This is a genomic window from Arthrobacter woluwensis, from assembly GCF_030816155.1.
Taxonomy (GTDB): Bacteria; Actinomycetota; Actinomycetes; order Actinomycetales; family Micrococcaceae; genus Arthrobacter_E; species Arthrobacter_E woluwensis_A.
Map to the genome: position 1 here is coordinate 1,495,398 of NZ_JAUSXR010000001.1, position 24,145 is coordinate 1,519,542.

Annotated in this window: 21 protein-coding genes; 13 read left to right on the forward strand and 8 right to left on the reverse strand. The window is 67.8% G+C overall.

Going from position 1 to position 24,145, the window contains the following annotated elements; genetic code table 11:
• Positions 1 to 6: 6 nt before the first annotated feature.
• The 4 genes from QFZ52_RS06660 to QFZ52_RS06675 are packed head-to-tail and all read right to left on the reverse strand — an operon-like array spanning position 7 to position 3,877.
• Positions 7 to 1,092 carry a glycosyltransferase family 4 protein gene (locus QFZ52_RS06660; protein WP_307496836.1) on the reverse strand — a complete coding sequence of 362 codons (1,086 nt, stop codon included), beginning with the start codon at positions 1,090 to 1,092 and terminating at the stop codon, positions 7 to 9.
• Positions 1,089 to 2,021, reverse strand: coding sequence for an alpha/beta fold hydrolase (locus QFZ52_RS06665; RefSeq protein ID WP_307496837.1), 933 nt, complete (start codon positions 2,019 to 2,021; stop codon positions 1,089 to 1,091). The genes QFZ52_RS06660 and QFZ52_RS06665 overlap by 4 nt, the downstream gene beginning before the upstream one ends.
• Positions 2,021 to 2,857, reverse strand: a complete 837-nt coding sequence (locus QFZ52_RS06670; RefSeq protein ID WP_307496839.1) for an aldo/keto reductase — start codon at positions 2,855 to 2,857, stop codon at positions 2,021 to 2,023. Before QFZ52_RS06670 ends, QFZ52_RS06665 begins: the two co-directional genes overlap by 1 nt.
• Before the next feature lie 48 nt (positions 2,858 to 2,905).
• Positions 2,906 to 3,877 carry a sugar-binding transcriptional regulator gene (locus QFZ52_RS06675; RefSeq protein WP_307496840.1) on the reverse strand — a complete coding sequence of 324 codons (972 nt, stop codon included), beginning with the start codon at positions 3,875 to 3,877 and terminating at the stop codon, positions 2,906 to 2,908.
• Positions 3,878 to 3,970: 93 nt separating this feature from the next.
• Between QFZ52_RS06675 and QFZ52_RS06680 the strand changes: the two genes are divergently transcribed.
• The 9 genes from QFZ52_RS06680 (at position 3,971) to holA (ending at position 15,933) form a co-directional block, all read left to right on the forward strand.
• On the forward strand, positions 3,971 to 5,728 hold the full coding sequence (locus QFZ52_RS06680) for a glycerol-3-phosphate dehydrogenase/oxidase (RefSeq protein WP_307496841.1): 1,758 nt from the start codon (positions 3,971 to 3,973) through the stop codon (positions 5,726 to 5,728).
• Positions 5,729 to 5,794: 66 nt separating this feature from the next.
• On the forward strand, positions 5,795 to 6,544 hold the full coding sequence (locus QFZ52_RS06685; protein WP_107002454.1) for an MIP/aquaporin family protein: 750 nt from the start codon (positions 5,795 to 5,797) through the stop codon (positions 6,542 to 6,544).
• 27 nt (positions 6,545 to 6,571) lie between these two features.
• The gene (gene glpK / locus QFZ52_RS06690) at positions 6,572 to 8,086 is read left to right on the forward strand and encodes a glycerol kinase GlpK (protein ID WP_307496842.1); all 1,515 of its coding nucleotides are present in this window, start codon (positions 6,572 to 6,574) and stop codon (positions 8,084 to 8,086) included.
• A gap of 323 nt (positions 8,087 to 8,409) precedes the next feature.
• Positions 8,410 to 10,920 carry a leucine--tRNA ligase gene (gene leuS / locus QFZ52_RS06695; RefSeq protein WP_307496843.1) on the forward strand — a complete coding sequence of 837 codons (2,511 nt, stop codon included), beginning with the start codon at positions 8,410 to 8,412 and terminating at the stop codon, positions 10,918 to 10,920.
• Between the two features lie 10 nt (positions 10,921 to 10,930).
• A complete protein-coding gene (locus QFZ52_RS06700) occupies positions 10,931 to 11,959 on the forward strand; it encodes a DegV family protein (RefSeq protein WP_307496844.1) in 1,029 nt (342 codons plus the stop codon).
• A 47-nt stretch (positions 11,960 to 12,006) separates the two neighbouring features.
• Positions 12,007 to 12,837: a ComEA family DNA-binding protein gene (locus QFZ52_RS06705; RefSeq protein WP_307496846.1), complete on the forward strand. Its 831-nt coding sequence runs from the start codon at positions 12,007 to 12,009 to the stop codon at positions 12,835 to 12,837.
• Between the two features lie 14 nt (positions 12,838 to 12,851).
• The gene (locus QFZ52_RS06710) at positions 12,852 to 14,612 is read left to right on the forward strand and encodes a ComEC/Rec2 family competence protein (protein WP_307496847.1); all 1,761 of its coding nucleotides are present in this window, start codon (positions 12,852 to 12,854) and stop codon (positions 14,610 to 14,612) included.
• Complete coding sequence (locus QFZ52_RS06715; RefSeq protein ID WP_307496848.1) at positions 14,609 to 14,830, forward strand: hypothetical protein; 222 nt, start codon at positions 14,609 to 14,611, stop codon at positions 14,828 to 14,830. Before QFZ52_RS06710 ends, QFZ52_RS06715 begins: the two co-directional genes overlap by 4 nt.
• Before the next feature lie 110 nt (positions 14,831 to 14,940).
• The gene (holA, locus tag QFZ52_RS06720; protein ID WP_307496849.1) at positions 14,941 to 15,933 is read left to right on the forward strand and encodes a DNA polymerase III subunit delta; all 993 of its coding nucleotides are present in this window, start codon (positions 14,941 to 14,943) and stop codon (positions 15,931 to 15,933) included.
• A gap of 191 nt (positions 15,934 to 16,124) precedes the next feature.
• Here the strand turns inward: holA and rpsT are convergent, their stop codons facing one another.
• Together rpsT and QFZ52_RS06730 are read right to left on the reverse strand one after the other, a co-directional pair.
• On the reverse strand, positions 16,125 to 16,385 hold the full coding sequence (rpsT, locus tag QFZ52_RS06725; RefSeq protein ID WP_307496850.1) for a 30S ribosomal protein S20: 261 nt from the start codon (positions 16,383 to 16,385) through the stop codon (positions 16,125 to 16,127).
• Between the two features lie 164 nt (positions 16,386 to 16,549).
• A complete protein-coding gene (locus QFZ52_RS06730; RefSeq protein ID WP_307496852.1) occupies positions 16,550 to 17,026 on the reverse strand; it encodes a type II toxin-antitoxin system PemK/MazF family toxin in 477 nt (158 codons plus the stop codon).
• Between the two features lie 173 nt (positions 17,027 to 17,199).
• Here QFZ52_RS06730 and lepA point away from each other — a divergent pair, with 173 nt between their 5' ends.
• Both lepA and hemW read left to right on the forward strand, forming a co-directional pair.
• Positions 17,200 to 19,059: a translation elongation factor 4 gene (gene lepA, locus QFZ52_RS06735; protein ID WP_307496853.1), complete on the forward strand. Its 1,860-nt coding sequence runs from the start codon at positions 17,200 to 17,202 to the stop codon at positions 19,057 to 19,059.
• 3 nt (positions 19,060 to 19,062) lie between these two features.
• The gene (gene hemW, locus QFZ52_RS06740) at positions 19,063 to 20,292 is read left to right on the forward strand and encodes a radical SAM family heme chaperone HemW (protein WP_307496854.1); all 1,230 of its coding nucleotides are present in this window, start codon (positions 19,063 to 19,065) and stop codon (positions 20,290 to 20,292) included.
• Between the two features lie 88 nt (positions 20,293 to 20,380).
• Here the strand turns inward: hemW and QFZ52_RS06745 are convergent, their stop codons facing one another.
• Complete coding sequence (locus tag QFZ52_RS06745; RefSeq protein WP_373425705.1) at positions 20,381 to 20,827, reverse strand: DUF4870 domain-containing protein; 447 nt, start codon at positions 20,825 to 20,827, stop codon at positions 20,381 to 20,383.
• 151 nt (positions 20,828 to 20,978) lie between these two features.
• Entirely contained in the window at positions 20,979 to 21,821 is an 843-nt protein-coding gene (locus QFZ52_RS06750) for a DUF3097 domain-containing protein (protein ID WP_307496856.1), read from the reverse strand.
• Between the two features lie 125 nt (positions 21,822 to 21,946).
• On the opposite strand from QFZ52_RS06750, the gene hrcA reads away from it, so the two are divergent.
• Together hrcA and dnaJ are read left to right on the forward strand one after the other, a co-directional pair.
• Entirely contained in the window at positions 21,947 to 22,960 is a 1,014-nt protein-coding gene (gene hrcA / locus QFZ52_RS06755; protein ID WP_307496857.1) for a heat-inducible transcriptional repressor HrcA, read from the forward strand.
• A 60-nt stretch (positions 22,961 to 23,020) separates the two neighbouring features.
• Positions 23,021 to 24,145: a molecular chaperone DnaJ gene (dnaJ, locus tag QFZ52_RS06760; protein ID WP_307496858.1), complete on the forward strand. Its 1,125-nt coding sequence runs from the start codon at positions 23,021 to 23,023 to the stop codon at positions 24,143 to 24,145.

A 24,145-nucleotide genomic window follows, 5' to 3' on the forward strand; every position in this document is an offset into this window, starting at 1 on the left:
CGGGTTTCAGCGGCTCCGCGAACCCCGGAGCCGCATCACTTCCTCCGCCGCGGACAGGAGTTCCTGCGCCGATTGGTCCCAAGAGAACCGGGCTGCCTGCTCCAGCGAGGCGCGGCTGGCGGCCTGCCATGCGCCGTCGTCCTCCAATGAGCGGACCGCGGCGGCGAAGGCGGCAGGGTCCTCGGCCGGCACATAGTGTGCGGCGTCCCCGCCGACTTCACGGAAGATCGGGGTGTCTGCCACCACGACGGGCGTGCCCAGCGACATCGCCTCGACCAGCGGAAGGCCGTAGCCCTCCGCCTTGGACAGCGTGACCAGCGCCGTGCAGCGGCGCAACAGGTCCTCGTACTCCTCGTCCGTGACGCCATTGTGGAACACCACCTGTGCACCCTCGGGGATGAGGGCTTCCAGCTGGGCGCGTCGTTCGGGCTGCACGCGGCTCATGAGCCGGAGCGTGTAGTCCGGCAGGGACGCCATGCCCCGGATGAGGGTCTCGACGTTCTTGTACTCCATGAAGGAGCCCATGTAGACGAGCTCCTTGACCGGTGCCACGCCTTCAGGCCGCGGGACCGCGCCCGGCTGCGGGGCGTTCCCGACGATCCGGATGGGGCGCTTGGTCAGCCGGAACTTCTCCATGAGGGACTCGGTGGTTCGGCTGATGGTCGCGACGACGTCGGCCCGGTTGAGCAGGACCCGTTGCGGCCAGTACGCCTTGTGGTACAGGCGCCACAGGAAGCGGACGGGTGCCGGGAGGAAGCCCGGAGGAGCGGGGTGTTCGTAGTAGATCAGGTCGTGGAGGGTGAGGATGAGCCCGTACTTGCGGCCCCAGGAGCCCATGGTCTGCATGGGGCACACGACCACGTCCGCGCCGAGCTTGTTGACCTCGCGCGCCACGAAGAGTTCGAGCGGCGAGAGCGGGCTGCCGATCTTCACATACGGGACATCCGGGAGGAGCTTGAGCTGCCGTTCGTCACTGATCAGCATGGTCACGTCCGCCACCTTGGAACAGGCCTCGATGAGGCTGGCGCCGTAGCGGCTGATGCCGTCGTGGTGGTCGGTGCGGGTGAACCGGGCGTCGATCACCAGTTTCATGCGGGGTGCTCCTGAAGGAAGAGTTCGATCGAGTGGGCGGCGGCTTGCGGCGTCTCGTAGTGGATCAGATGCCCGACGCCGTCGATCACCACCAGCCGTGAGTCCGGCAGTACGTCCTGCAGTTTCTCCTGGGCGGGCAGCGGGGCGACCTCATCGGTGGAGCCCGCGATCAGCAGAGTCGGCAGGGTGATCCGGTCCGCCACCTCGGTGACCGTGCCGGACACGGAGGCGCGGAAGGACTCGAGCAGGCTTTCCCGGCTGGCGAAGTCGCTGAAGTACGCGTCGTGCTGGGCGTGGATGAACCGGCGGAGGTCCTTCTGCTTGGTCCTGGCCATCGTGACGCTCATGACGCGGACGATCGCCGGATTGGCCAGCAGGGCCCGCCCGGCCTTCTCGGGCAGAGCGGCGGCGGCGCGGTAGTAGGCGATCGCGAGCTTGGTCAGGAGGGCCTTGGGCCCTTCCAGGGCCGGCGCGGCGATGGGATTGATCAGGATCAACGGGTTGACCCTGCCCGGATACAGCGTCACGAAGCGGCTGCACACGAGAGAGCCGAAGGAATGGCCGAGCAGGACGGTGTCGGGACCCAGGTCCAGGGCGTCCATGAACTCCGCCACGAACCGGGCATAGCTTTCCAGCGAATGCTCGCGGTCCTGGAACGCCTCCGAGGCGCCGAATCCGGGCAGGTCCGGAGTGATGAAGCGGTGGCCCGGCATCAGATCCACCAGACGCAGCAGGCCGTGGTGGTCGCCGCGGAACCCGTGGATCACCAGGATGGTGCGGCTCGTGCCGGGGACCGGATCCACGGCGGAATGCTCCCAGTAGCGGGCGGGCCCTCCGGGCAGCTCCACGACGGCGGTCCGTTCCCGGTCCGCGAGGGCGGGGGAGATGAAGCCGGTGGTGTCGGGCAGGGTCTGGTTCCGTGGGTTCATCACTTCACCTGATCGGGGTGGGAGCCGCTGCGGAAGTCCCGGTCAAGACCGGCGATCCGGTCGAGGTCCTCCTGGTCCAGGCTGAACCCGAAGAGGTCCGCGTTCTGCCGGATGCGCTCGGCCGAGCTCGCCTTGGGGAAGACGACGATCCCTTCCTGGATCTGCCAGCGCAGGGCGATCTGAGCCACGCTCTTGCCATGCTTGGCGGCCAGGGCCGCGAGCACCGGATCCTCGAGGAGCGCGCCGCGCGCCAGGGGGCTCCACGCTTCGGTCGTGATGCCGTGCTGGGCGTGGAAGGCCCGGAGATCCCGCTGCTGGAGCCAGGGGTGCAGTTCCACCTGGTTCACGGCGGGCACGACTTCGTGTTCCTCGAGCACCCGTTCGAGGTGCTCCACCTGGAAGTTGGAGACGCCGATCGCCCGGACCCGGCCCTCGCGGTACAGGGTCTCCAGCGCACGGTACGTCTCCAGGTACAGACCGCGGCCGGCCACGGGCCAGTGGATCAGGTAGAGGTCCAGGACGTCGAGGCCGAGGGCCACCATCGAGTCGTCGAAGGAGCGCAGCGTGGCGTCATAGCCCTGCTGGTCGTTCCAGACCTTGCTCGTGATGAAGAAGTCCTCACGGCTCAGGCTGCCGTCCTCCAGCTGCGCGCCCAGGGCCTTGCCCAGCGCCAGTTCATTCCCGTACATCGCCGCGGTGTCGAAATGACGGTATCCGGCGTCGACGGCGGCAGGAACCAAGTCGCCGACATCCTCCCCGGGGACCTTGTAGAGCCCGAATCCCAGCTGAGGGATCAGGACGCCGTTGTTCAGGGCGACGGAGGGGATGTGACTCATGCTCCTGACTCTACCGAAGGTGCCTCCACGAATCCGGGGGACTCGCGCTCAGCTGCCCACCAGGAGCCGGGCCGTCTTCTCGTCGAGGATGAGTTCGGTGACGAGGCCGGCGGCGAGTGCCCCCTTGAGGCCGTTGATCTTGCCCGGACCGGAGACGACGCACACGCGGCGGGGCGCCCGGCGCAACTGCTCATGGCTGGGCCCGGTCGATCGGGCGTTGAGAGGGATGCCGTCGGTGGACCCGTCGGCGCGGAAGAACACGGTGGCCACATCGCCCACCACCTGGTGTTCGGCGAGGGATTCGAGGTCCCGGCGCTCCAGGTAGCCGCCGGCGTACACGTGGCTGGGGTATCCGGCGTCGATCCCGCCCACGCCGAACAGCGCCATCGTCATCCGGGACTGGAGGTCGAGCATGCGCGCCACACTGCGTTCCTTCCACATCGCCTCCCGCGTCTCGACGTGGTCGAAGAAGGCCGGCACCGGGAACTGCTCCACCTTGGCGCCGTAGGCACGACCGAAGCGGCGGAGGATCTCGCTCGAGTAGGAGATGCCGGTGGAGTGTGTGTTGCCGGCGCCGTTGAGCTGAACGATGACGCTGTTGTGGGTGGGCCGGCTGGTGAGGTGGCGGCTCACGGCGCTCATGGTGGCGCCCCAGGCGACGCCGATGATCGAGTTGGAGTCGACGTGCGGGGTGATCGTCCGTGCGGCGTAGAGGGCCACGCGGTCGAGCGCCTCGGCCTCGCCGACGCTCGACGGGATGGGCACGACGTGGGCGTCCACTCCGAAGTGTTTTTTGATCAATTGTTCAAGCTCGGGCGCCATGTCCAGGCTGGAGCGCACCTGGATCTGCACGAGGCCGGTATCCCGCGCGGCTGCCAGGAGACGTGAGACCGTGGAACGGGAGGTGCGCAGCTCCCGCGCGATCGCGTCCATGGTCAGGTCCTGCAGGTAGTAGAGCTGCGCGGCCTTCAGCACGTCGCCGTCCTTGCGCATGACCCACCCTTCTGCACGTTTGTGCATTTTGCTTGACGGTAATTTTCACTCCTTCCAAGAATAGTGGGGACGACGCCGTCATGGCGTCTGGAACGACGTGAAACCCAGTCCGGAGAAGCAATGTCCACGCAGCAGAACGCATCCGCCAACACCCCCCAGACCCGCCAGGCCGTCGAGGCCATCGCCGCCAGGCCGACAGCGAAGGTGCTGATCGTCGGCGGAGGCATCAACGGTGTGGGCACTTTCCGGGACCTCGCGCTCCAGGGCGTGGACGTGGTCCTGGTGGAGCGCGGCGACTACTGTCAGGGCGCCTCGGGCGCGTCTTCCCACATGATCCACGGCGGCATCCGCTACCTGGAGAACGGCGAATTCCGCCTGGTCCAGGAGTCCGTGGTCGAGCGCAACCGCCTCATGAAGATCGCGCCCCACTACGTGAAGCCGCTCAAGACCACCATCCCGATCTTCAGCACCTTCTCCGGCATCCTCAGCGCCCCGATGCGCTTCCTGACCCACAAGCAGGGCAAGCCGAAGGAGCGCGGCGCCTTCCTCATCAAGCTCGGCCTGAGCCTCTACGACTCCTTCTCCCGCGACGGCGGCACCGTGCCCCGCCACCAGTTCCGCGGCCGCACCAAGGCCCTCGAGGAGCTGCCCCGTCTGAACCCGGGCATCAAGTACGCGGCCAGCTACTTCGACGCCTCCGTGCACAACCCGGAGCGTCTCACCCTGGACGTCCTCAACGACGGCCTCAAGGCCGGCGGCGACAAGGCCCGTGCCGCCAACTACCTCAGCGTCGTGGGCGCGGCGGAGTCCGCACCCGGCGTCGTGCGTCTGCGTGATGAGCTGACTGGCGAGGAGTTCGACTTCAGCGCCGACATCGTGGTCAACGTCACCGGCGCCTGGGTGGACCAGAGCAACACCGCGCTGGGCGCTCCGACCACGTTCATGGGTGGCACCAAGGGTTCGCACATCGTGCTGGACCACCCGGAGCTGCTCGCCGCCACCGGTGGCCGCGAGATCTTCTTCGAGCACACCGACGGCCGCATCGTCCTCATCTACCCGATGGGCGACCGCGTCCTCGTGGGCACCACGGACATCAACGCGGACATGAACGAGGACGCCGTCTGCACCGACGAGGAGATCGACTACTTCTTCGACCTCGTGGCGCACGTCTTCCCGGACATCGCCGTGAGCCGTGACCAGATCGTGTACACCTTCTCCGGCGTCCGCCCCCTGCCGCGTCACGATGACACCGCGCCGGGCTTCGTCTCCCGCGACTACCGCATCGAGAAGCGCGTGCAGGATTTCGGCTCCGTCCGCGCCACCGTGCTCAGCCTCGTGGGCGGCAAGTGGACCACCTTCCGCGCGCTCTCCGAGCACCTCGCGGATGAAGTGCTCGGCCTGATCGGCGTGCAGCGCAAGGTCTCCACGGCGAAGCTCGCCATCGGCGGCGGTGTCGGCTTCCCGGCCGACGACGCCGGGGTGCAGCAGTGGATCAAGCAGCGTCTCAACCCGGCGGCGGGGCTCGACGCGGCTCGCGTCGACGGCCTCCTCACGCGTTACGGCACCCGTGCCGACGACGTCATCGCGTACCTGGGCCAGGGGGAGGACCGCCTCCTGCACTCCACGCACGAACTGAGCGTCCGTGAACTTCACTGGATGGCGGAGCACGAGCAGATCGGCCACCTGGTGGACGTTCTCATCCGCCGCACCTCCCTCGCTTTCCGTGGCCTGGTCACGGGAGAACTCCTCCGCGAAACGGCCGAGGTCTTGTCAGAACCGCTTGGCTGGGACAAGGATCGAATCGTGGCGGAAATCAACCATGCAACCACTGTCCTGGAGCGTATGCATCTGGTTCAGCTGGACAGCCTGGTTGCCTAGCCCTTCGGGGCTACTTATCCACCGGGCGCTGGCCCGGTGTGTTCAGCACCTCTCAAGGAGTCAATGATGTCTCTTGGAATCGTCTTCCTTTCGGAAGTCTTCGGTACCGCAATGCTCACCCTCCTCGGCTGTGGCGTTGTCGCCAATACCGCGCTGAAGGGGACTAAGGGCAACAACACCGGGTTCCTCTTTGTGAACTTCGGCTGGGGCCTCGCGGTCTTCGCCGGTGTCTTCGTGGCAGCCAAGTCCGGCGCTCACCTGAACCCCGCCGTGACGCTCGGTATCGTCGCGTCAGGTAAGAGCGAGTTCGTTCCCGGCATCCCGGTGGACGCAGCATCCATCTTCACCTACCTCGGTGCGGAGCTGCTCGGTGCCTTCATCGGCGCCGTCGTCTGCTGGCTGGCCTACAAGCAGCACTTCGACGTGGAGCCCGATCCGGCCAACAAGCTGGGCACCTTCTCCACCGGACCCGCGATCCGCAACTACGGCTGGAACCTGGTCACGGAGATCATCGGCACCTTCGTGCTCGTGTTCGTGATCCTCTGCTTCGGCGGCTCGCCCTCGGGTCTCGGCCCGCTCGCCGTCGCGATGCTCGTGGTCGGTATCGGCGCCTCCCTCGGTGGCCCCACCGGCTACGCCATCAACCCGGCCCGTGACCTCGGCCCGCGCATCGCTCACGCCGTCCTGCCCATCAAGGGCAAGGGCAGCAGTGACTGGAGCTACGCCTGGGTCCCGATCGCCGGCCCCATCATCGGCGGCCTGCTCGCCGGCTGGGCGGCTCACCTGCCCATCGTGTTCACGGCTGTGGCCAAGTAGCCGGTCGAGAAGGAGAACGAGGAAGTCATGTCTGAATACGTCATCGCGATCGACCAGGGCACCACGAGCTCCCGTGCCATCATCTTCGACCACAGCGGGAACATCGTTTCCAGTGGCCAGATGGAGCACGAGCAGATCTTCCCGCACGCCGGGTGGGTCGAGCACGACGCCAAGGAGATCTGGAACAACACCCGTGAGGTCATCGGGAGCGCGCTGTCCAAGGCGAACCTGACCCGCCACGACATCGCCGCGGTAGGCATCACGAACCAGCGCGAGACCGCCGTGGTCTGGGACAAGAACACCGGCGAGCCCGTCTACAACGCCATCGTGTGGCAGGACACCCGCACCCAGTCGATCGTGGACGAGCTCGCGGCCGACGGCGGCGTCGAGCGCTTCAAGGAGAAGGTGGGCCTGCCCCTGGCGACCTACTTCTCCGGCACCAAGGTCAAGTGGATCCTCGACAACGTCGAAGGCGCCCGCGAAAAGGCCGAGGCCGGCGATCTGCTCTTCGGCACCACCGACTGCTGGGTTCTGTGGAACCTGACGGGCGGCGTCGACGGCGGCGTGCACGCCACGGACGTCACCAACGCCTCCCGCACCATGTTCATGGACCTGCAGACTCTCGAGTGGGATCAGGACATCCTGGACGCCTTCGGCGTTCCGGCCTCCATGCTCCCGGCCATCAAGTCCTCCTCCGAGGTCTACGGCCAGGTGCACACGTCGCAGCTGCTGCGCGAAGTGCCGGTGGCGGGCATCCTGGGCGACCAGCAGGCCGCGACCTTCGGTCAGGCGGCGTTCCAGGCCGGCGAGGCCAAGAACACCTACGGCACGGGCTGCTTCCTGATCTTCAACACGGACACCGAGATCGTGCACTCCAAGAACGGTCTGCTGACCACCCTGGGGTACAAGCTGGGGGACCAGCCGGCGCACTACGCGCTGGAAGGCTCCATCGCCGTCGCGGGTTCGCTGATCCAGTGGCTGCGTGACAACCTCGGCATGATCTCCACCGCTCCCGAGGTGGAGCAGCTGGCGGCTTCGGTCGAGGACAACGGCGGCGCGTACATCGTGCCGGCGTTCTCCGGTCTGTTCGCCCCGTACTGGCGTGCGGACGCCCGCGGTGCGATCGTCGGTCTGACCCGCTACGTCAACAAGGGTCACATCGCCCGCGCCGCGCTGGAGTCCACCGCCTTCCAGACCCGTGAGGTCCTGGACGCGGTCAACGCCGACTCCGGTGTGCCGCTGACGGAGCTCAAGGTCGACGGCGGCATGGTCGCCAACGAGGCCCTCATGCAGTTCCAGGCCGACATCCTGGGCGTGCCCGTGGTCCGTCCGAAGGTCACCGAGACCACCGCGCTGGGCGCCGCCTACGCGGCCGGCCTCGCCGTCGGGTTCTGGAAGGATCTCGGCGAGCTGTCCGCCAACTGGGGCGAGGACAAGCGCTGGGAGCCGCAGATGGACGCCGAAGAGCGCGACCGTCAGCTGCGCCTCTGGAAGAAGGCCGTGACCAAGTCCATGGACTGGGTCGACGAGGACGTCAAGTAAGTCCTCCGTCACGACGGAGAGAGGCCGCGCATCGCCCGCAAGGGTGGTGTGCGGCCTCTTCCGTGGACCGGAGGACCATGCCGCGCGACGGGACGGTACCGTGCGGTAAAGTGGAGGGTATGCACGCAATCCTTCTGCTTAGCTAGCCGTCCCTCGGCGCCGCGTCCGCACACAGTTCCGACGTGGTGTTCCGATGTGGACGGCCGCCCCTTGAACCCTTCCGACAGCCGGGCTGTCGTCGCGGGTTGAGGGGCTTTTGTGTGTGTGGAGTGGATGAGCGTGGCTGGAACGATGCCGGAGCGCCGAAGGTGAGAGAGCAAAGAGTGAGCGTAGAAGCTGAACAGACCGTGGGCGGTGAGTCCGCGCGCGAGCGTGGCTATGACTTCGCCGCCATCGAGGCCGTGTGGGCCAAGGCCTGGGAGGAGAACCCCCAGTTCGCCCCCCTCGACGACGGATCGCGCGAACGCCGCTACGTCCTGGACATGTTCCCGTACCCGTCCGGAGACCTTCACATGGGTCATGCCGAGGCCTTCGCCATGGGTGACGTGGTGTCGCGGTACTGGCGCCTGAAGGGCTACGACGTCCTGCACCCGATCGGCTGGGACTCCTTCGGCCTGCCCGCCGAGAACGCCGCGATCAAGCGCAACGCCCACCCGAGCGAGTGGACTTACACCAACATCGACACCCAGGCCGCTTCCTTCAAGCGGTACGCCATCTCCGCGGACTGGACCCGTCGTCTGCAGACCTCGGACCCCGAGTACTACCGCTGGACCCAGTGGCTGTTCAAGCGCTTCTACGAGAAGGGCCTGGCCTACCGCAAGGACTCTCCCGTCAACTGGTGCCCGAAGGACCAGACGGTGCTGGCCAACGAACAGGTCATCAACGGCGCCTGCGAGCGGTGCGGCACCCCGGTCACGAAGAAGTCCCTGAACCAGTGGTACTTCAAGATCACCGATTACGCGCAGCGTCTGCTCGATGACATGGATCAGCTGGAGGGCCATTGGCCCGAGCGTGTGCTGGCCATGCAGAAGAACTGGATCGGCCGCTCCGAAGGCGCCCACGTCCGCTTCGTGATCGAAGCGGCGGGGGACAAGCCCGAGCGCGAGACCACGGTCTTCACCACCCGTCCGGACACGCTGTACGGCGCCACCTTCTTCGTCGTGGCCGCGGACTCCGATCTGGCTGTCGAGCTGGTCGCCCCGGAGCATGCGGAGGCCCTGGACGCCTACCGCGAGCAGGTCAAGGCCCTCTCCGAGATCGAGCGTCAGTCCACCGAGCGTCCCAAGACCGGTGTGTTCACGGGCCGCTACGCGATCAACCCGCTCAACGGCGAGAAGCTGCCCGTGTGGGCCGCCGACTACGTCCTGGCCGACTACGGAACCGGCGCGATCATGGCCGTGCCCGCGCACGACCAGCGTGACCTGGACTTCGCCAAGGCGTTCGGCATCCCCGTCCGCCCCGTGCTGGAGACCGGCGAGGAGAACCCGGCGGAGACCGGCGTCGCGGCCACCGGCGAGGGCACGCTCATCAACTCCGGTGAGCTGGACGGCCTCAGCAAGACTGAAGCCATTCCGGCCGCCATCGCCATCCTGGAGCGCCTGGGCACCGGTGAGGGCTATGTGAACTTCCGCCTGCGCGACTGGCTGCTGAGCCGTCAGCGGTTCTGGGGCACGCCGATCCCGATCATCCACTGCGAATCCTGCGGTGAGGTGCCTGTGCCGGACGAGGACCTGCCGGTCCGTCTGCCGGACGATCTGCGCGGCGAGGACCTGGCGCCGAAGGGCACGTCGCCCCTGGCCGCGGCCGAGGCATGGGTCAACGTCACCTGCCCTGAGTGCGGGGGACCGGCGCGCCGGGACAGCGACACCATGGACACCTTCGTGGACTCGTCCTGGTACTTCCTGCGGTTCACCTCGCCGGACTACACCGAGGGCCCCTTCGACCCGGAGGCCGTCAACACCTGGATGCCGGTCGGTCAGTACGTGGGCGGCGTCGAGCACGCCATCCTGCACCTGCTGTACTCCCGCTTCTTCACCAAGGTCATCCATGACCTGGGCATGCTGGAGACCACCGAGCCGTTCACCGCGCTCCTGAACCAGGGTCAGGTGCTCAACGGCGGCAAGGCCATGAGCAAGTCGCTGGGCAACGGCGTGGACCTGAGCGAGCAGCTGGACAAGTTCGGCGTCGACGCCGTGCGCCTCACCATGGTGTTCGCCTCCCCGCCGGAGGACGACGTCGACTGGGCGGACGTCTCGCCGTCGGGTTCCGCGAAGTTCCTGGCCCGCGCCTGGCGCCTCGCGCAGGACGTCACCAGCGAGCCGGGCACCCCCGCGGAGTCCGGTGACAAGTCCCTGCGCGCTGTGACGCACCGGACCATCGCCGATGCGGAGGAACTGCTCGCCGCGAACAAGTTCAACGTGGTGGTGGCCCGGCTCATGGAGCTGGTCAACGCGACCCGTAAGGTGATCGACTCCGGGGCCGGCGCCGCCGATCCCGCCGTTCGCGAGGCGGCCGAGACCGTGGCCGTCATCCTGTCCCTGTTCGCGCCGTACACGGCGGAGGACATGTGGAACCTGCTGGGCCGTGAGCCGTTCGTGGCGAACGCCGCCTGGCCGACGTTCGACCCGGCGCTCCTGGTTCAGGACACGGTCACCGCCGTGCTGCAGGTCCAGGGCAAGGTCCGCGACCGTCTGGAGGTCCCCGCCGACATCACGGAGGACGCTCTGCGCGAGCTCGCGCTGGCCTCCGAGAACGTGCAGCGGATCCTGGACGGGCGGGACATCCGGACCGTCATCGTGCGGGCGCCCAAGCTCGTGAACATCGTCCCCGCCTAGGCCGGACGACATGCCGGAGCCGGGGGTCGGGACCTGGGGACGCTTGCTCGAGCGTCTCGAGGCTCTCCGTGCCCTCGGCTCTTCCGGTTTCAAGGGTGGCTGCGCGGACGGCCGTGCCGGGCGCGCCAGGAAGCCTGTGCCGCCGCCGGTGCAGGTCGCCGTCGTGACGGATTCCGCGGCGGCCCTGCCGCAGGCCTGGCTCGACCAGGCGCCGGACTGGTTCCGGCACGTGCCCATGCCGGTCATGGTGGGGGAGGAGATCTACTCCTCGGCCGATCTGGCGGAGGGTGAGGCACGGGTGGCCGAGCGTCTGAGCGTCGCCCTGGCGATGGGGGAGACGGTGCGCACCTCACGTCCCTCGCCGGCCACCCTGGCGGCCGCCTACCGCGAGCTCGAAGCGGCCGGCTACTCGGCCATCCTGTCCGTGCATCTCTCCGCAGACCTGTCCGGAACCGCCGATGCTGCGCGCATCGCGGCCGCAGAGTGCGGGATCCCGGTGCAGGTGCTCGACTCACGGACCGCCGCCATGTGCCAGGGTTTCGCCGTGCAGACCGCCTGTGAACTGGCCGGCCAGGGGGCTCCTCTGGAACTGGTGGCGGCCGGCGCCGAAGCATCGCTGGCCGGAAGCACGGTCCACTTCTACGTCCCGTCACTGGAGCAGCTCCGCCGTGGCGGCAGGATCGGCAACGCGGCCTCGTGGCTCGGCACCGTGCTCGCCATCAAACCGATCCTCGGCATCGCCGGCGGCAAAGTGGTGCCGGTGGAGCGCGTCCGTTCCGCGGCCCGGGCACTGGCTCGTCTGGAGGAGCTGGCAGGCGCCGCCGCGAAGGGTATCCCCGAAGAATCACTCGGGCTCGCGGTCCATCACTTCGGCTCGCCGCAGGCCGCCACGGAGCTTGCCGGCCGACTGGCCGCTGCTTTCCCCGCCGCGCCGCCGGTGGTGATCAGCACGCTTCCGCCGGTGCTGGCCGCTCACGTGGGCCTCGGCGTCCTCGCGATCGTCAGCGCACAGCTCCCTCCCCGCGAATTGTCCTCATAGGCCCTCCCGCACCCGCCCCGGGTGGCTTGCCGCAGTAATTTCGGAGGATGACACCGTCCGATGCGCAGGGACGCCTGGACCGGATTCTCGCCGGGGCGTCCGGAGGCGCCGATTCCCCGCCAGCCGAGCCGAACCCCACGTTGGCCGAGCGGCGTCGGCTTCACCGCCGTGGCCGCTTCCGCTGGCACCTCAGCCTCCGGGCCCTGACGACGACGGCACTGTGCCTCGTCGCGCTGCTGGGCGCCTGGTGGGCGGTCACGGCCGCAGTGCCGGGCCAGCCCGCTCAGGAGTCACCCTCCGCCTCGCGCAGCTCCGTGGAGCCCATCCCGTCGAGGCCCTCTTCGCATCCTTCCTCCGTCTCACCTTCGGGTCCGGCCTCAGGACCAGCCGTGATCGTGGTCCATGTCTCCGGTGCGGTGAAGCATCCAGGCATCGTCCGCCTTCCGGCCGGTGTCCGGGTGTTCCAGGCGATCGATAAGGCCGGCGGCGCCTTGGATTCGGCGGAGCTGGACGCCTTGAACCTGGCCGAGCCGCTGCAGGACGGGCGCAAGATCCATGTGCCGCAGCGCGATGAGCGGATGACGGGACAGGACACGAATCCGCCCGGCCCCGGAGGAGGCTCGGGTGACGCCGGGCCCGCCAGAGCCACCGGCAAGCGGTCCGGAAGCCCTGCCGCGCGCGTCGACCTCAACACGGCGTCGGAGGAGCAGCTCATGACCTTGCCGCGGGTCGGGAAGGTGCTCGCTGACCGGATCCTCGCCTGGCGTGAACAGCATGGGCCCTTTACGAGAGTCGAGGACCTCGACGCGGTGGACGGCATCGGCCCGCGTCTTCTGGAGCAGCTGACGCCCCTCCTCGTCCTGGACGGTCGATCGTGAAAGGTCCGACGGTCATGAAGCGCACTGTGATCCTGAGGCGTGCCGTGAGGGGCCTGGCGAGTTTGCTGGCCGTGGCGAAGGCCGCCCTGCGCTCTCGTGACGAGGAACTCGAGCGGCGTCTTCTGCTGCGGGAGACGACGCATGATGTGCGCCTGGTGCCGGTGCTCTGCCTGCTCTGGGTGGTGAGCGCCGTGACCGCGGCGAGGGATGAAGCGCTGTTGAGGGTTCTGGCGATCACGGGCGCCGCCGCGCTCGGCACAGTCGCCCTGTGGTGGTTCTTCATAGCCCGCAGGCTGCGCCGTCCGAGGACCGGGCGACCCCGCAGGAGCGTGGGCGCCGGCCTCGCCCTCGGAGTCCTCGTGGCGCTGCTGGGCTGTCTCCTCGGACTCGTCCGCACCGCCGATCCCGGTCAGCGACAGCTGTGGAGCGCTGTGGAGGCCCGGCAGGCCATCACCGTTCTCGCCAAGGTCGCAGGGCACCCCGAGGCGCTCCCTCAGGAGCCAGGCCGGGGCGAGGGGGCCACGCCTCAGGACACCGGCGAACTGCCGGAAGAGTCGCCGTGCGTCCACGGCTGCCGGTTCACGGTCCGGCTCCAGCGGATCGGAAGCGGAGCCACGCAGCGAAGTCTGGACCTGGCGGTGGACGCCCAGTGTCTGACCGTCTGCACGTCGCTCCGTTACGGCCAGGAGGTGCAACTGATGCTGCGCCTCAAGGAGCGGGACGGCCGCCCCGGCTCGCTTTCCGGCACCGTCGTGGCGAGGCCCCGGTTCCTCGCAGCTCCGTCGCTCTTCGAGGCTGCGGTCTCCCGCCTCCGGCAGGGGTTCCTCCGCCGAAGCCGTGCCGTCGCCGGCGATCCGGGCGCTCTGCTGGACGGCATGGTGCTGGGGGACCGCAGCCGTGCGGCTCCGGAGTCCGCTGCGGTCATGACCACCACCGGCCTGACACACCTGACCGCGGTCTCCGGCGCGAATTGCAGTGTGGTGTTCGCTTCCGTGGTGCTGGTTCTGCGTGGTGTGCGGGTGAGCCGTCCGGCCGTGATGCTGTTGTCCTTGCTGTCACTGGCGGCGTTCGGTGCGCTGGTGGGGCCGGACTCGAGTGTCCTGCGGGCCGTGGTGATGTCCGGGGCGGGGCTGGTGGTGATGATGGGCGGCCACCGGGGCCGCGGGCTTCCTCTGCTATGTGTGAGTGCGTCAGGGTTGCTGCTGGCCGAGCCGTGGCTGGCCTGGGACCTGGGGTTCGCACTCTCGGTGGCGGCGACAGCGGGGATCCTCGTCTCCGCTCAGGGCCTTGCGCAGTGGCTGGCCCGGTGGATGCCGTATGCGGTGGCGCTGGGTCTGTCGATCCCGCTGGCGGCGAATTTGGCGTGTGCGCCATTGCTCGTGCTGATCCAGCCGCAGCTGACACCGTATTCGATGCTCTCCAACGCGCTGACGGCGCCGCTGGTCACCCCGGTGACGCTGCTGGGAACCGCGGCGCTGCCTCTGACCCTGGTACCAGGACCGTTCAGCGGGTTGCTGATCGGCTGGGCAGGATTGGCCACTCAGGGGATCTGGACGATCGCCCAGGTGGTGAGCGGGCTCCCCGGAGCGCTCGTCGACTGGCCTCCGGGGGCTCTGGGACTGTTCACGATGGCGGCCTTCGGAGCATGCCAGGTGGGGCTGCTGTGGCTGCTGGCCCATCCGCGGACCGTCCTGAGTTTCTACCGTCGGGTTCACGCACTCCTGAGAGACGGCCCACGACGGAGCCCGCCGGAGGCCGATAGGGTGCAGACATGACTCTTCCTGACGAAACCAGCCCTCTGCGCCGGGCCTTGGCAGCCATCGACGACGGTCATCCGCTCGTCGCTCCGATGAACGGCAATGTGCAGCACATCCTTCCGCGGCTGGACCGGATCGAGGCGAAGGACGCCTACGTGATCGAATACCTCGAGTATCTTGAGCGGAGGATCGCGGCGCTGGAAGCCCAGCTGGAAGCGCAATTGCGGGCGCAGTGAGCGGGTCCGGCGGGGGACCTGCGTGACGCCGTCGAACCGGGATCGAGGCGCCCTGCTCGCGATACGATGCTGGGGAGCGAACAGCCGAAAACAGCAGGGAGACCACCTCGATGGCGAAGGCCGCCGCATCCACCGCCTTGAACTGGCGTGACATCCAGCCCGCACCGCTGGTCCTCCTCTCCGGCCCCGAGGAGTACTTCGCCCAGCGTGCCCGTGATCTGCTGCGCAGTCAGCTCCGCCAGGTTCACCCCGACCTTGAGGTGACGAGCTTCGACGCTTCGGATTACCAGCCCGGGGCGCTTCTCATGGCCTGCAGCCCGTCGCTCTTCGGCGAATTCAAACTCATCGAGGTCTCGCGGCTGGAAGCCATGAACGACGCGTTCCTTACCGACGCGCTGGAGCTGAGCACCTCGGGGGCGGAGGACGCCGTCGTCGTGCTCCGCCATGGCGGTGGCAACCGGGGCAAGAAGCTCCTGGATGCCGTGAAGTCGCGGTGGCCAGTGGTGGACTGCCAGCCCCTGAAGCGCGATACCGACAAGAACGCGTTCGTCACCTCCGAGTTCCGCGCGGCCAGCCGTCGCATCGAAGGACCGGCGGTGGTGGCCCTCGTCAACGCGGTCGGCTCGCAGACCGCCGAACTGGCCGCAGCCTGCGTTCAGCTCATCGAGGACACCACGGGCACGGTCACCGCGGATGATGTCGAGAAGTACTACGGCGGCCGTATCGAGGCGACGTCGTTCAAGGTCGCCGACGCCGCGCTCGACGGCGACGCCGCCGGTGCGCTGGCCACCCTCCGCTACGCCCTGGATTCCGGTGCGGACCCGGTGCCTCTCGTGGCGGCCCTGGCCGCCAAGCTGCGGACGCTGGCCCGGGTGGCCGGCAGCCGTGGCTCCGCCGCCCAGGTGGCGCGTGATCTGGGGATGCAGCCGTGGCTCGTGGAGCAAGCGCAGCGGGAAGTCCGCCGGTGGACCCCGGAACAGCTGCGCCTGTGCGTCCGGGCCGTGGCCGAGGCCGATGCCCAGGTGAAGGGACTGTCCCGTGATCCCGTCTACGCGGTCGAACGCGTGGTCCACCTCGTGGCATCCTCCGTCCGGAGCCGCTGAGGGGGAGCGGCAGAGAGAGCCTCAGACCGTAGCGCCACGGTGCGGCCTGCGTTTGACGTCGAACACCTTCACGTCGAATGCGGGCCGCACCGCACATTTAACGCAAGAGTGGCCGGTCCCTGGGGGACCGGCCACTCCGAAGCAAGTGAGGTGTCAGCCTGTCGCGTCAGCGATCGGCCGCAGCGGTTCTCTTAGAGAGCGCTGACCTTCTTGTTGATCGCGGACTTGCGGTTGGCAGCGTTGTTCTTGTGAATGACGCCCTTGCTGACAGCCTTGTCCAGCTTACGGCTGGCCGCCTTCACGGCGGACTCAGCGGCATCCTTGTTACCAGCCTCGACCGCCTCGTTGACGGTCTTGATGAGGGTCTTGAGCTCAGACTTGACAGCGACGTTGCGCTGGCGAGCCTTCTCGTTGGTGAGGATGCGCTTCTTCTGAGACTTGATGTTAGCCACTTAGTGAACTCTCTTGTAATGACGGATGGGTCTAGAGGGCGTCAGATTGGCCATTGACTGAGCGGCGTGGGGATGCCTATGGCAGCCAATCATCAGTGTCCGTCGACCTGTGCGGACACACAGCAAATGATCTTAGCAGAATCCCGGCCCGGATGGCCAAAGACTCAGTGTCCGGCGCGGCGCAGGCCGTCGCTGACCTGGGCGAATCGCCGCTTGTCGAGCACGGCCCCTTCGCGCCGGATGGCGGCGGGGTCGACCCGCACCACGCGGTTGACCTTGACCTCGCTGGGCCGGCCTTCGCGGTCCCAGGGACCGGAGCCGATGTCCACGTAGGCGGGGTCCCGATGCGCGCCGTTGTTCTTGTCCTTGGACGTCAGCATGAGGCCGAGCAGCCACGGGCCGTCCTCGCCCACCAGAAGGACAGGCCGGTCCTTGCCCTGCCGAGGGTCCTCTTCAAAGGGGACCCACGTCCACACGATCTCGCCGGGATCGGCCTTGCCGTCGGCCCGCGGTGAATAGCTCACGGGCACGACGCCGGTGAAGTCGCCGGGATATCCGCCGGCCGTGCCGCGCCTCACGCGGGGTGTGCGGCGCGGCGTGGCGCCGAGGAACCTGAGGATGCGTGAGAACAAGCCGGCCATGTGGTCCAGCGTACCCAGGGAGACCGCCGCGGCCGTGCCGGTGTGCGTGAGGAGAAGTGGGCCGAAACGTGGGAGAATGGTTGATCTGACCCCACGGTCCTGTTCCGCATGCCCGGCTTCGAGCCGGAACCGCGCCGGAAGGACCGACCGAAGGCAACAGTAAGGACTCCTGAGTGTCTCCCATGGCCCGCACTGCACCGGTGCCCGCCGCGACTGATCCGTCCGTGATCCGCAACTTCTGCATCATCGCGCACATTGATCACGGCAAGTCGACCCTCGCCGACCGCATGCTGCAGCTGACCGGCGTGGTTCAGCCCCGGGACATGAAGGCCCAGTACCTGGACCGCATGGACATCGAGCGCGAGCGTGGCATCACCATCAAGTCCCAGGCTGTCCGCATGCCCTGGGAATTCGACGGCACGAACTACGCGCTGAACATGATCGACACCCCGGGTCACGTGGACTTCACCTATGAGGTCTCCCGCTCGCTGGCCGCCTGTGAGGGCGCGATCCTTCTGGTGGACGCCGCACAGGGCATCGAAGCCCAGACGCTGGCCAACCTCTATCTGGCCATGGAGAATGATCTGACGATCATCCCCGTGCTCAACAAGATCGACCTGCCCGCGGCCCAGCCGGAGAAGTACGCGGCGGAGCTGGCCAACCTCATCGGCGGCAAGCCCGAGGACGTGCTGATGGTGTCCGGCAAGACCGGCGTCGGCGTCGAAGGCCTCCTGGACAAGATCGTCCAGGACCTGCCGGCGCCCGTGGGCGATCCGGCCGCGCCTGCGCGTGCCATGATCTTCGACTCCGTGTATGACACCTACCGTGGCGTGGTCACGTACGTCCGCGTCGTGGACGGCAAGCTGTCGCCGCGTGAGCGCATTCAGATGATGTCCACCAAGGCGAGCCACGAACTCCTCGAGATCGGCGTGAGCTCTCCGGAGCCCGTGCCGACCAAGGGGCTGGGTGTCGGCGAGGTCGGTTATCTCATCACCGGTGTGAAGGACGTCCGCCAGTCCAAGGTCGGTGACACCGTCACCACGCTGCACAAGCCCGCGTCGGAGTCCCTCGGCGGCTACGAGGACGCCAAGCCCATGGTCTTCTCCGGTCTGTACCCCCTGGACGGCACGGACTACCCGGTGCTCCGTGACGCTCTGGAGAAGCTGATGCTCAACGACGCGGCGCTCGTGTACGAGCCGGAGACCTCCGCGGCCCTCGGCTTCGGCTTCCGCGTGGGCTTCCTCGGCCTGCTCCACCTGGAGATCACCCGTGAGCGTCTGGAGCGCGAGTACAAGCTGGATCTGATCTCGACCGCTCCGAACGTGGAGTACGAGGTGACCCTCGAGGACAAGAAGATCGTCCACGTCACCAACCCGAGTGAATACCCGGTCGGCAAGGTCGCTGAGGTGCGCGAACCGATGGTATCCGCCACGATCCTGGCGCCGAACGAGTTCGTCGGCGCCATCATGGAGCTGTGCCAGTCCCGGCGAGGCATCCTGGGCGGGATGGACTACCTCTCGGAGGACCGCGTGGAGATCCGGTACCGGCTCCCGCTGGCGGAGATCGTCTTCGACTTCTTCGACACCCTGAAGTCCAAGACCCGCGGCTACGGTTCACTGGACTGGAAGGCCGACGGCGACCAGGTCGCCGACCTGGTCAAGGTCGACATCATGCTCCAGGGCGAGACGGTGGACGCCTTCAGCGCGATCACCCACCGCGACAAGGCCTACTCCTATGGCGTCATGATGACCTCCAAGCTCCGGGAACTCATTCCCCGTCAGCAGTTCGAAGTCCCCATCCAGGCCGCCATCGGCGCGCGCATCATCGCCCGAGAGAACATCCGAGCCATCCGCAAGGACGTGCTCGCCAAGTGCTATGGCGGTGACATCAGCCGTAAGCGCAAGCTGCTCGAAAAGCAGAAGGAAGGCAAGAAGCGCATGAAGATGGTGGGCCGCGTCGAGGTCCCGCAGGAAGCCTTCATCGCCGCGCTGAGCAACGACGAAGGCAACGGCAAGGACAAGGCCAAGAAGTAGCCCATGCCCAGTGCGCTTCCTCTCGGTGACCCGGCTCCCGCGGACGGGCTCTTGGATCCTCAGGCCCGGGAAGGCGCGCAGGAGCGCGCCTTCAGCCTGTACATCCACGTGCCGTACTGCACGGTCCGCTGCGGGTACTGCGACTTCAACACCTACACCGCGACGGAACTCGGCGGCGGCGCGAGCCAGGACGAGTACGCCGGCACCGCGCTGTCCGAACTGGACTTCGCGGCCGGAGTCCTGGAGCGCTCCGGCGTTCCGTCACGCCCCGTGTCCACCGTGTTCTTCGGTGGAGGCACGCCGACCCTGCTGAATCCGGACGAACTGGGAGCCCTTCTGGGCCGTGCCCGGGATCTCTGGGGCCTGGAACCGGGCGCTGAGGTCACCACCGAGGCGAATCCGGAGACGGTGACCGAGAAGTCCCTGGCACGGCTCGCGGACGCCGGTTTCACCCGCGTGTCCTTCGGCATGCAGTCCGCCGTCCCGCACGTGCTCAAGACCCTGGACCGGGTCCACCGGCCCGAGCGGGTTCCGCAGGTGGTGGAATGGGCCCGTGCCGCCGGCCTCAACGTGAGCCTGGACCTCATCTATGGGACCCCGGGGGAGTCGCTGGCCGATTGGGAGCATTCCCTGGACGCCGCCCTGGCCTGCGAACCCGACCACCTGAGCGCCTACGCCCTCATCATCGAGGACGGCACGAAGCTCGCAGCCCAGATCCGGCGCGGCCAAGTCCCCGATGTGGACGACGACGACCATGCGGACAAGTACGAACTCGCCGAGCAGCGCCTCGCCGCGGCCGGCTTCGACTGGTACGAGGTCAGCAACTGGGCGCGCGAACCGGGCCAGGAGTGCCGCCACAACCTCGCGTACTGGCGAGGCGACGACTGGTGGGGGATCGGTCCCGGCGCCCACTCGCACGTCGGAGGGGTCCGCTGGTGGAACGTCAAACACCCACGCGCGTACGCACAGCGCCTGGGCGATGGCGTCTCACCTGCCGCGGGCAAGGAAGTGCTCGACGGCGGCACGCGCTACCTCGAGGACGTCCTCCTGCGCGTCCGGCTGGCTGAGGGCCTGCCCACCTCGGCGCTCCACGCCGAGGGGCGCACCGCCGTCGCGGGCCTGATCGCGGACGGACTGATCGACCCCCAGGCCGCCTTCAAGGGCACCGTGCGGCTGAGCCTGCGGGGCCGCCTCCTGGCCGACGCCGTCGTGCGCCGTCTGCTGCCGGACTGACCCGGCTCGATCAGCAGGGGCGTCCAGCACCCGAAGGCCTTCAGGGCATGAAAAAGGCGGAACCCCTTCGCGGGGTTCCGCCTTTCGGCTACTTGAGGAGCCGCAGGTTGTACTTGTAGCGGTACGGCTGGCCCCGGTTGACGTGGATGCCCGCGATCACGGAGAACACGGTGAGGGCGATCCAGATCAGGGCCGCGATGACCGCGAAGATCCCGCCGATCCAGGGGATGAGGCTCAGGATGTTCGCCACGACCGCCACCAATGTGGGCGGCAGGGTGAAGTTGAGGGCTTCCTTCGACTCCTGGGCCGTGAAGGGCCCGCGGTCCTTGAAGATCAGGTAGATCAGGAGCGAGGGGATGAAGCCGAGGATGCCGCCGAAATGGGCCAGCATGGCCCATTGTCGGTCCTCGCTGGAACTCAGGGGCTCCGGCACGGCGCTGGCGCCCGTGTACGGGTGCTCGCCGGGCGTCTGACCCGGGTTGTTCTGGCCTGGATTGCTCTGTGCGGGGTTGTTCTGGGCCGGGCCGCCGTTCATGCCGGACGCGGAGCGCGGCTGATCACCCGGGGAGGATGCTCCCTGGGGCTTCGGACCGGATGCGTCAGACACAGCACTTACTCCTGAGATAGTTCCGGATCACAGGCAGGGCCTGTGACGGCGTTTCCTACTCAGCATAGTGGCTGGGAGGTCAGGCCGTGAGGAAATCGATGACCTCCTCGACACGCCCCAGGAGGCTCGGTTCCAGGTCAGCGTAGCTTCGGACCGTGGAGAGCAGTTTCTGCCAGCCCAGGCCGATGTCCTCGGCCGTGGCATGAGGCCAGCCGAAGGCCTGAAGAATGCCGGTCTTCCAGTCCGTGCCACGGGGGATCTGTGGCCAGGCCGGGATGCCGAGCGTCTGGGGTTTGATGGCCTGCCACACGTCGACGTACGGATGGCCCACCACCAGGACGTTCCCACTGACGCCCGGCTTGCGCATCAGGGCGTCGACGATCCGCTGTTCTTTCGAACCGGGCACCAGGTGATCGACCAGGATGCCGAGCTTGCGGCCGGGGCCGGGAGCGAAGGCCGCCACAGCCGCTTCCAGATCGTCGATGCCGTGCAAAGGTTCGACGACGATGCCCTCCACCCTCAGGTCGTCGCCCCAGACGCGCTCGACGAGTTCGGCGTCGTGCTTGCCTTCCACCCAGATCCGGCTGGCGAGGGCCGTGCGGGCCTTCGTGTCGACGTGGAGCGACCCACTGGCGGTCCGGCGCGGTCCCTGCTGGGCCGGTGGGGCGGCCCGTGGCGGGACGACCTTGACCGCTTCGCCGTCCAGGAGGAATCCGAACCCGAGCTGGAAGGAACGCTCCTTGCCCCGGCGGTCCTCGAGGCTGAGGATGTGCATCCCGCCGGACTTCTCCACGCGCGTCACGGCGCCGACCCAGCCCGTCTGCACTTCTTCGAGGACCATGCCCCGCTCCACCGGCACTTCGCGCAGCTGCTTCTTGGCGGGTGCGCTGAGGTCCTGAGGTCCCCAGGAATGGATGGACATGAAGCCTCCTGCTGTTCTCCGCCTGGTGATGTCCCGGGTCCGGGGCAGGCATACTAGAATTAGCACTTAGAGAGGTAGAGTGCTAAGAGAAACGCCGAAGAGCAAGAGCATGTGGAGGTGGCCGAGTGAGTGATCCTCGTCGTCTCGAAGTCCTGCGCGCGATCGTGGAGGACTACGTCCACTACCGCGAGCCCGTGGGATCCAAGGTCCTGGTCGAGCGCCATCAGCTGGGCGTGTCCAGCGCGACCATCCGCAATGACATGGCGGCACTCGAGGAGGAGGGGCTGATCGCGGCCCCGCACACGAGCGCCGGCCGTATTCCCACGGACAAGGGATACCGGCTCTTCGTGGACCAGCTCGCCTCGGTCAAGCCGTTGTCCGCCGCAGAACGCCGCGCGATCCACTCGTTCCTGGACAGCGCCTCTGATCTCGATGACGTGCTGGAGCGTTCGGCCCGCCTGCTGTCCCAGCTGACCCGCCAGGTGGCCGTGGTGCAGTATCCCAAGGCCAGCCAGGCCCGGTTGCGGCACCTGGAGGTCGTCGCGCTCGGCGGTTCGCAGGTGCTGCTCGTGCTCATCACCGACACGGGATCGGTGGACCAGCGCGTGGTGGACCTCGGTCAGGTCCTGGCCGAGTCGGACGTCGCCGTGCTGAGGACGATGTTCCTGGCGGGGTGCGCGAACCAGCCGCTCGACACCCTCCGGGAGACCGTCCCGGTCCTGACCGCGACGGTGACGCCCGGCCTGCAGCAGCCGGCCGCCGTCCTCGCCGCGGCGCTGCTCTCCCTGCTCGATTCGAGCGCCGAAGACCGGATCGTCCTGGCGGGCACCGCGAATCTCGCCCGCGCGACGATGGACTTCCCGCTGAGCATCGGGCCGGTGCTGGAGGCTCTCGAGGAGCAGGTGGTCATGCTGCGGCTCCTGACCGAGATGCACCAGGATCAGCACGGCGTGGCCATCAGCATCGGGCGCGAGAACCCGTTCGACGAACTCGCGGGCACCTCGGTGGTGGCCACCGGCTATGGCAAGGGCTCCGCCTCGAAGGTGGGCGTCCTCGGCCCCACGCGCATGGACTACCCGTCCTCCATGGCGGCGGTGCGCGCCGTCGCACGCTATCTTTCACGGATTCTGGCGGGGTGACCTCACCGGTCGCCCGACGCCACAGCAAGTCACCCAACAGAGGAAGAGAAGTACACACACGTGAGCAGTCACTATGAAGTCCTCGGAGTCCCGCGCGACGCCAGCGGCGAGGAGATCAAGAAGGCCTACCGCAAGCTCGCGCGGACCCTCCACCCGGACGTCAACTCCGCGGATGACGCCGCCGAGCAGTTCAAGGCCGTGACGCACGCCTATGAGGTCCTCTCGGATCCCGAGAAGCGCAGGGTCTACGACACCACGGGCAATGAGAACGGCACCGACAACGGCTTCGGCGGGTACTCCGGCTCCGGCTTCGCCTTCCAGGACATCTTCGACACCTTCTTCGGTGGCGGCGGCGCGGCCGGCGGCCCGGCCTCCCGTGTGCGGCGAGGTCAGGACGCGCTGGTCGAGGTCCGGATCGATCTCAAGGACGCCGTGTTCGGCGTGGAGAAGACGCTCGAGCTGGAGACGGCCGTGGTGTGCGAGACCTGTGACGGGAGCTGCTGCCAGCCGGGCACGAGTCCGGAGCGCTGCGACATCTGCCACGGCGCCGGTCAGGTGCAGCGCCCCATGCGCTCCATCCTGGGCCAGGTCATGACGGCCGCCACGTGCCCCAGCTGCCAGGGTTTCGGCACCGTCATCAAGGATCCGTGCAATGAGTGCAACGGCCAGGGCCGGGTGCGTTCGCATCGTTCGCTGTCCATCAAGATCCCCGCGGGCGTGAGCACCGGGACCCGGATCCAGCTCTCCGGCCACGGTGAAGCCGGCATCGCCGGTGGCCCTTCGGGCGATCTGTACGTCCAGGTGAAGGTGAACCCGGACAAGACCTACACGCGCGACGGCGACGACCTGCACGCGGCTCTCAAGGTCCCCATGACCGCGGCCGCCCTCGGCACCGACGTCGAGCTGGAGACTTTCGACGGGCCGCAGTCGATCACCATCAAGCCCGGCACGCAGTCCGGCGAGGTGATCACCCTTCACGAGCTGGGCGTCACACACCTGCGCGGATACGGCCGTGGCGATCTGAAGGTCCGCATCCAGGTGGAGACCCCGACGAAGCTCGACGCCGAACAGGAAGAGCTCCTCCGCAAGCTCGCCGGTCTCCGCGAGGAGGAGTTCACCGAAGGCAGGCTCGCCAGCAGCGGCGGGATGTTCGCCAAGCTCCGCGACAAGTTCGGCAACCTCTGA

Coding starts and splice junctions, on each gene's coding strand:
- QFZ52_RS06660 (WP_307496836.1), bottom strand. CDS start 1,092: ATGAAACTGGTGATCGACGCCCGGTTCACCCGCACCGACCACCACGAC.
- QFZ52_RS06665 (WP_307496837.1), bottom strand. CDS start 2,021: ATGAACCCACGGAACCAGACCCTGCCCGACACCACCGGCTTCATCTCC.
- QFZ52_RS06670 (WP_307496839.1), bottom strand. CDS start 2,857: ATGAGTCACATCCCCTCCGTCGCCCTGAACAACGGCGTCCTGATCCCT.
- QFZ52_RS06675 (WP_307496840.1), bottom strand. CDS start 3,877: ATGCACAAACGTGCAGAAGGGTGGGTCATGCGCAAGGACGGCGACGTG.
- QFZ52_RS06680 (WP_307496841.1), top strand. CDS start 3,971: ATGTCCACGCAGCAGAACGCATCCGCCAACACCCCCCAGACCCGCCAG.
- QFZ52_RS06685 (WP_107002454.1), top strand. CDS start 5,795: ATGTCTCTTGGAATCGTCTTCCTTTCGGAAGTCTTCGGTACCGCAATG.
- glpK (WP_307496842.1), top strand. CDS start 6,572: ATGTCTGAATACGTCATCGCGATCGACCAGGGCACCACGAGCTCCCGT.
- QFZ52_RS06700 (WP_307496844.1), top strand. CDS start 10,931: ATGCCGGAGCCGGGGGTCGGGACCTGGGGACGCTTGCTCGAGCGTCTC.
- QFZ52_RS06705 (WP_307496846.1), top strand. CDS start 12,007: ATGACACCGTCCGATGCGCAGGGACGCCTGGACCGGATTCTCGCCGGG.
- QFZ52_RS06710 (WP_307496847.1), top strand. CDS start 12,852: ATGAAGCGCACTGTGATCCTGAGGCGTGCCGTGAGGGGCCTGGCGAGT.
- QFZ52_RS06715 (WP_307496848.1), top strand. CDS start 14,609: ATGACTCTTCCTGACGAAACCAGCCCTCTGCGCCGGGCCTTGGCAGCC.
- holA (WP_307496849.1), top strand. CDS start 14,941: ATGGCGAAGGCCGCCGCATCCACCGCCTTGAACTGGCGTGACATCCAG.
- QFZ52_RS06730 (WP_307496852.1), bottom strand. CDS start 17,026: ATGGCCGGCTTGTTCTCACGCATCCTCAGGTTCCTCGGCGCCACGCCG.
- hemW (WP_307496854.1), top strand. CDS start 19,063: ATGCCCAGTGCGCTTCCTCTCGGTGACCCGGCTCCCGCGGACGGGCTC.
- QFZ52_RS06745 (WP_373425705.1), bottom strand. CDS start 20,827: ATGAACGGCGGCCCGGCCCAGAACAACCCCGCACAGAGCAATCCAGGC.
- QFZ52_RS06750 (WP_307496856.1), bottom strand. CDS start 21,821: ATGTCCATCCATTCCTGGGGACCTCAGGACCTCAGCGCACCCGCCAAG.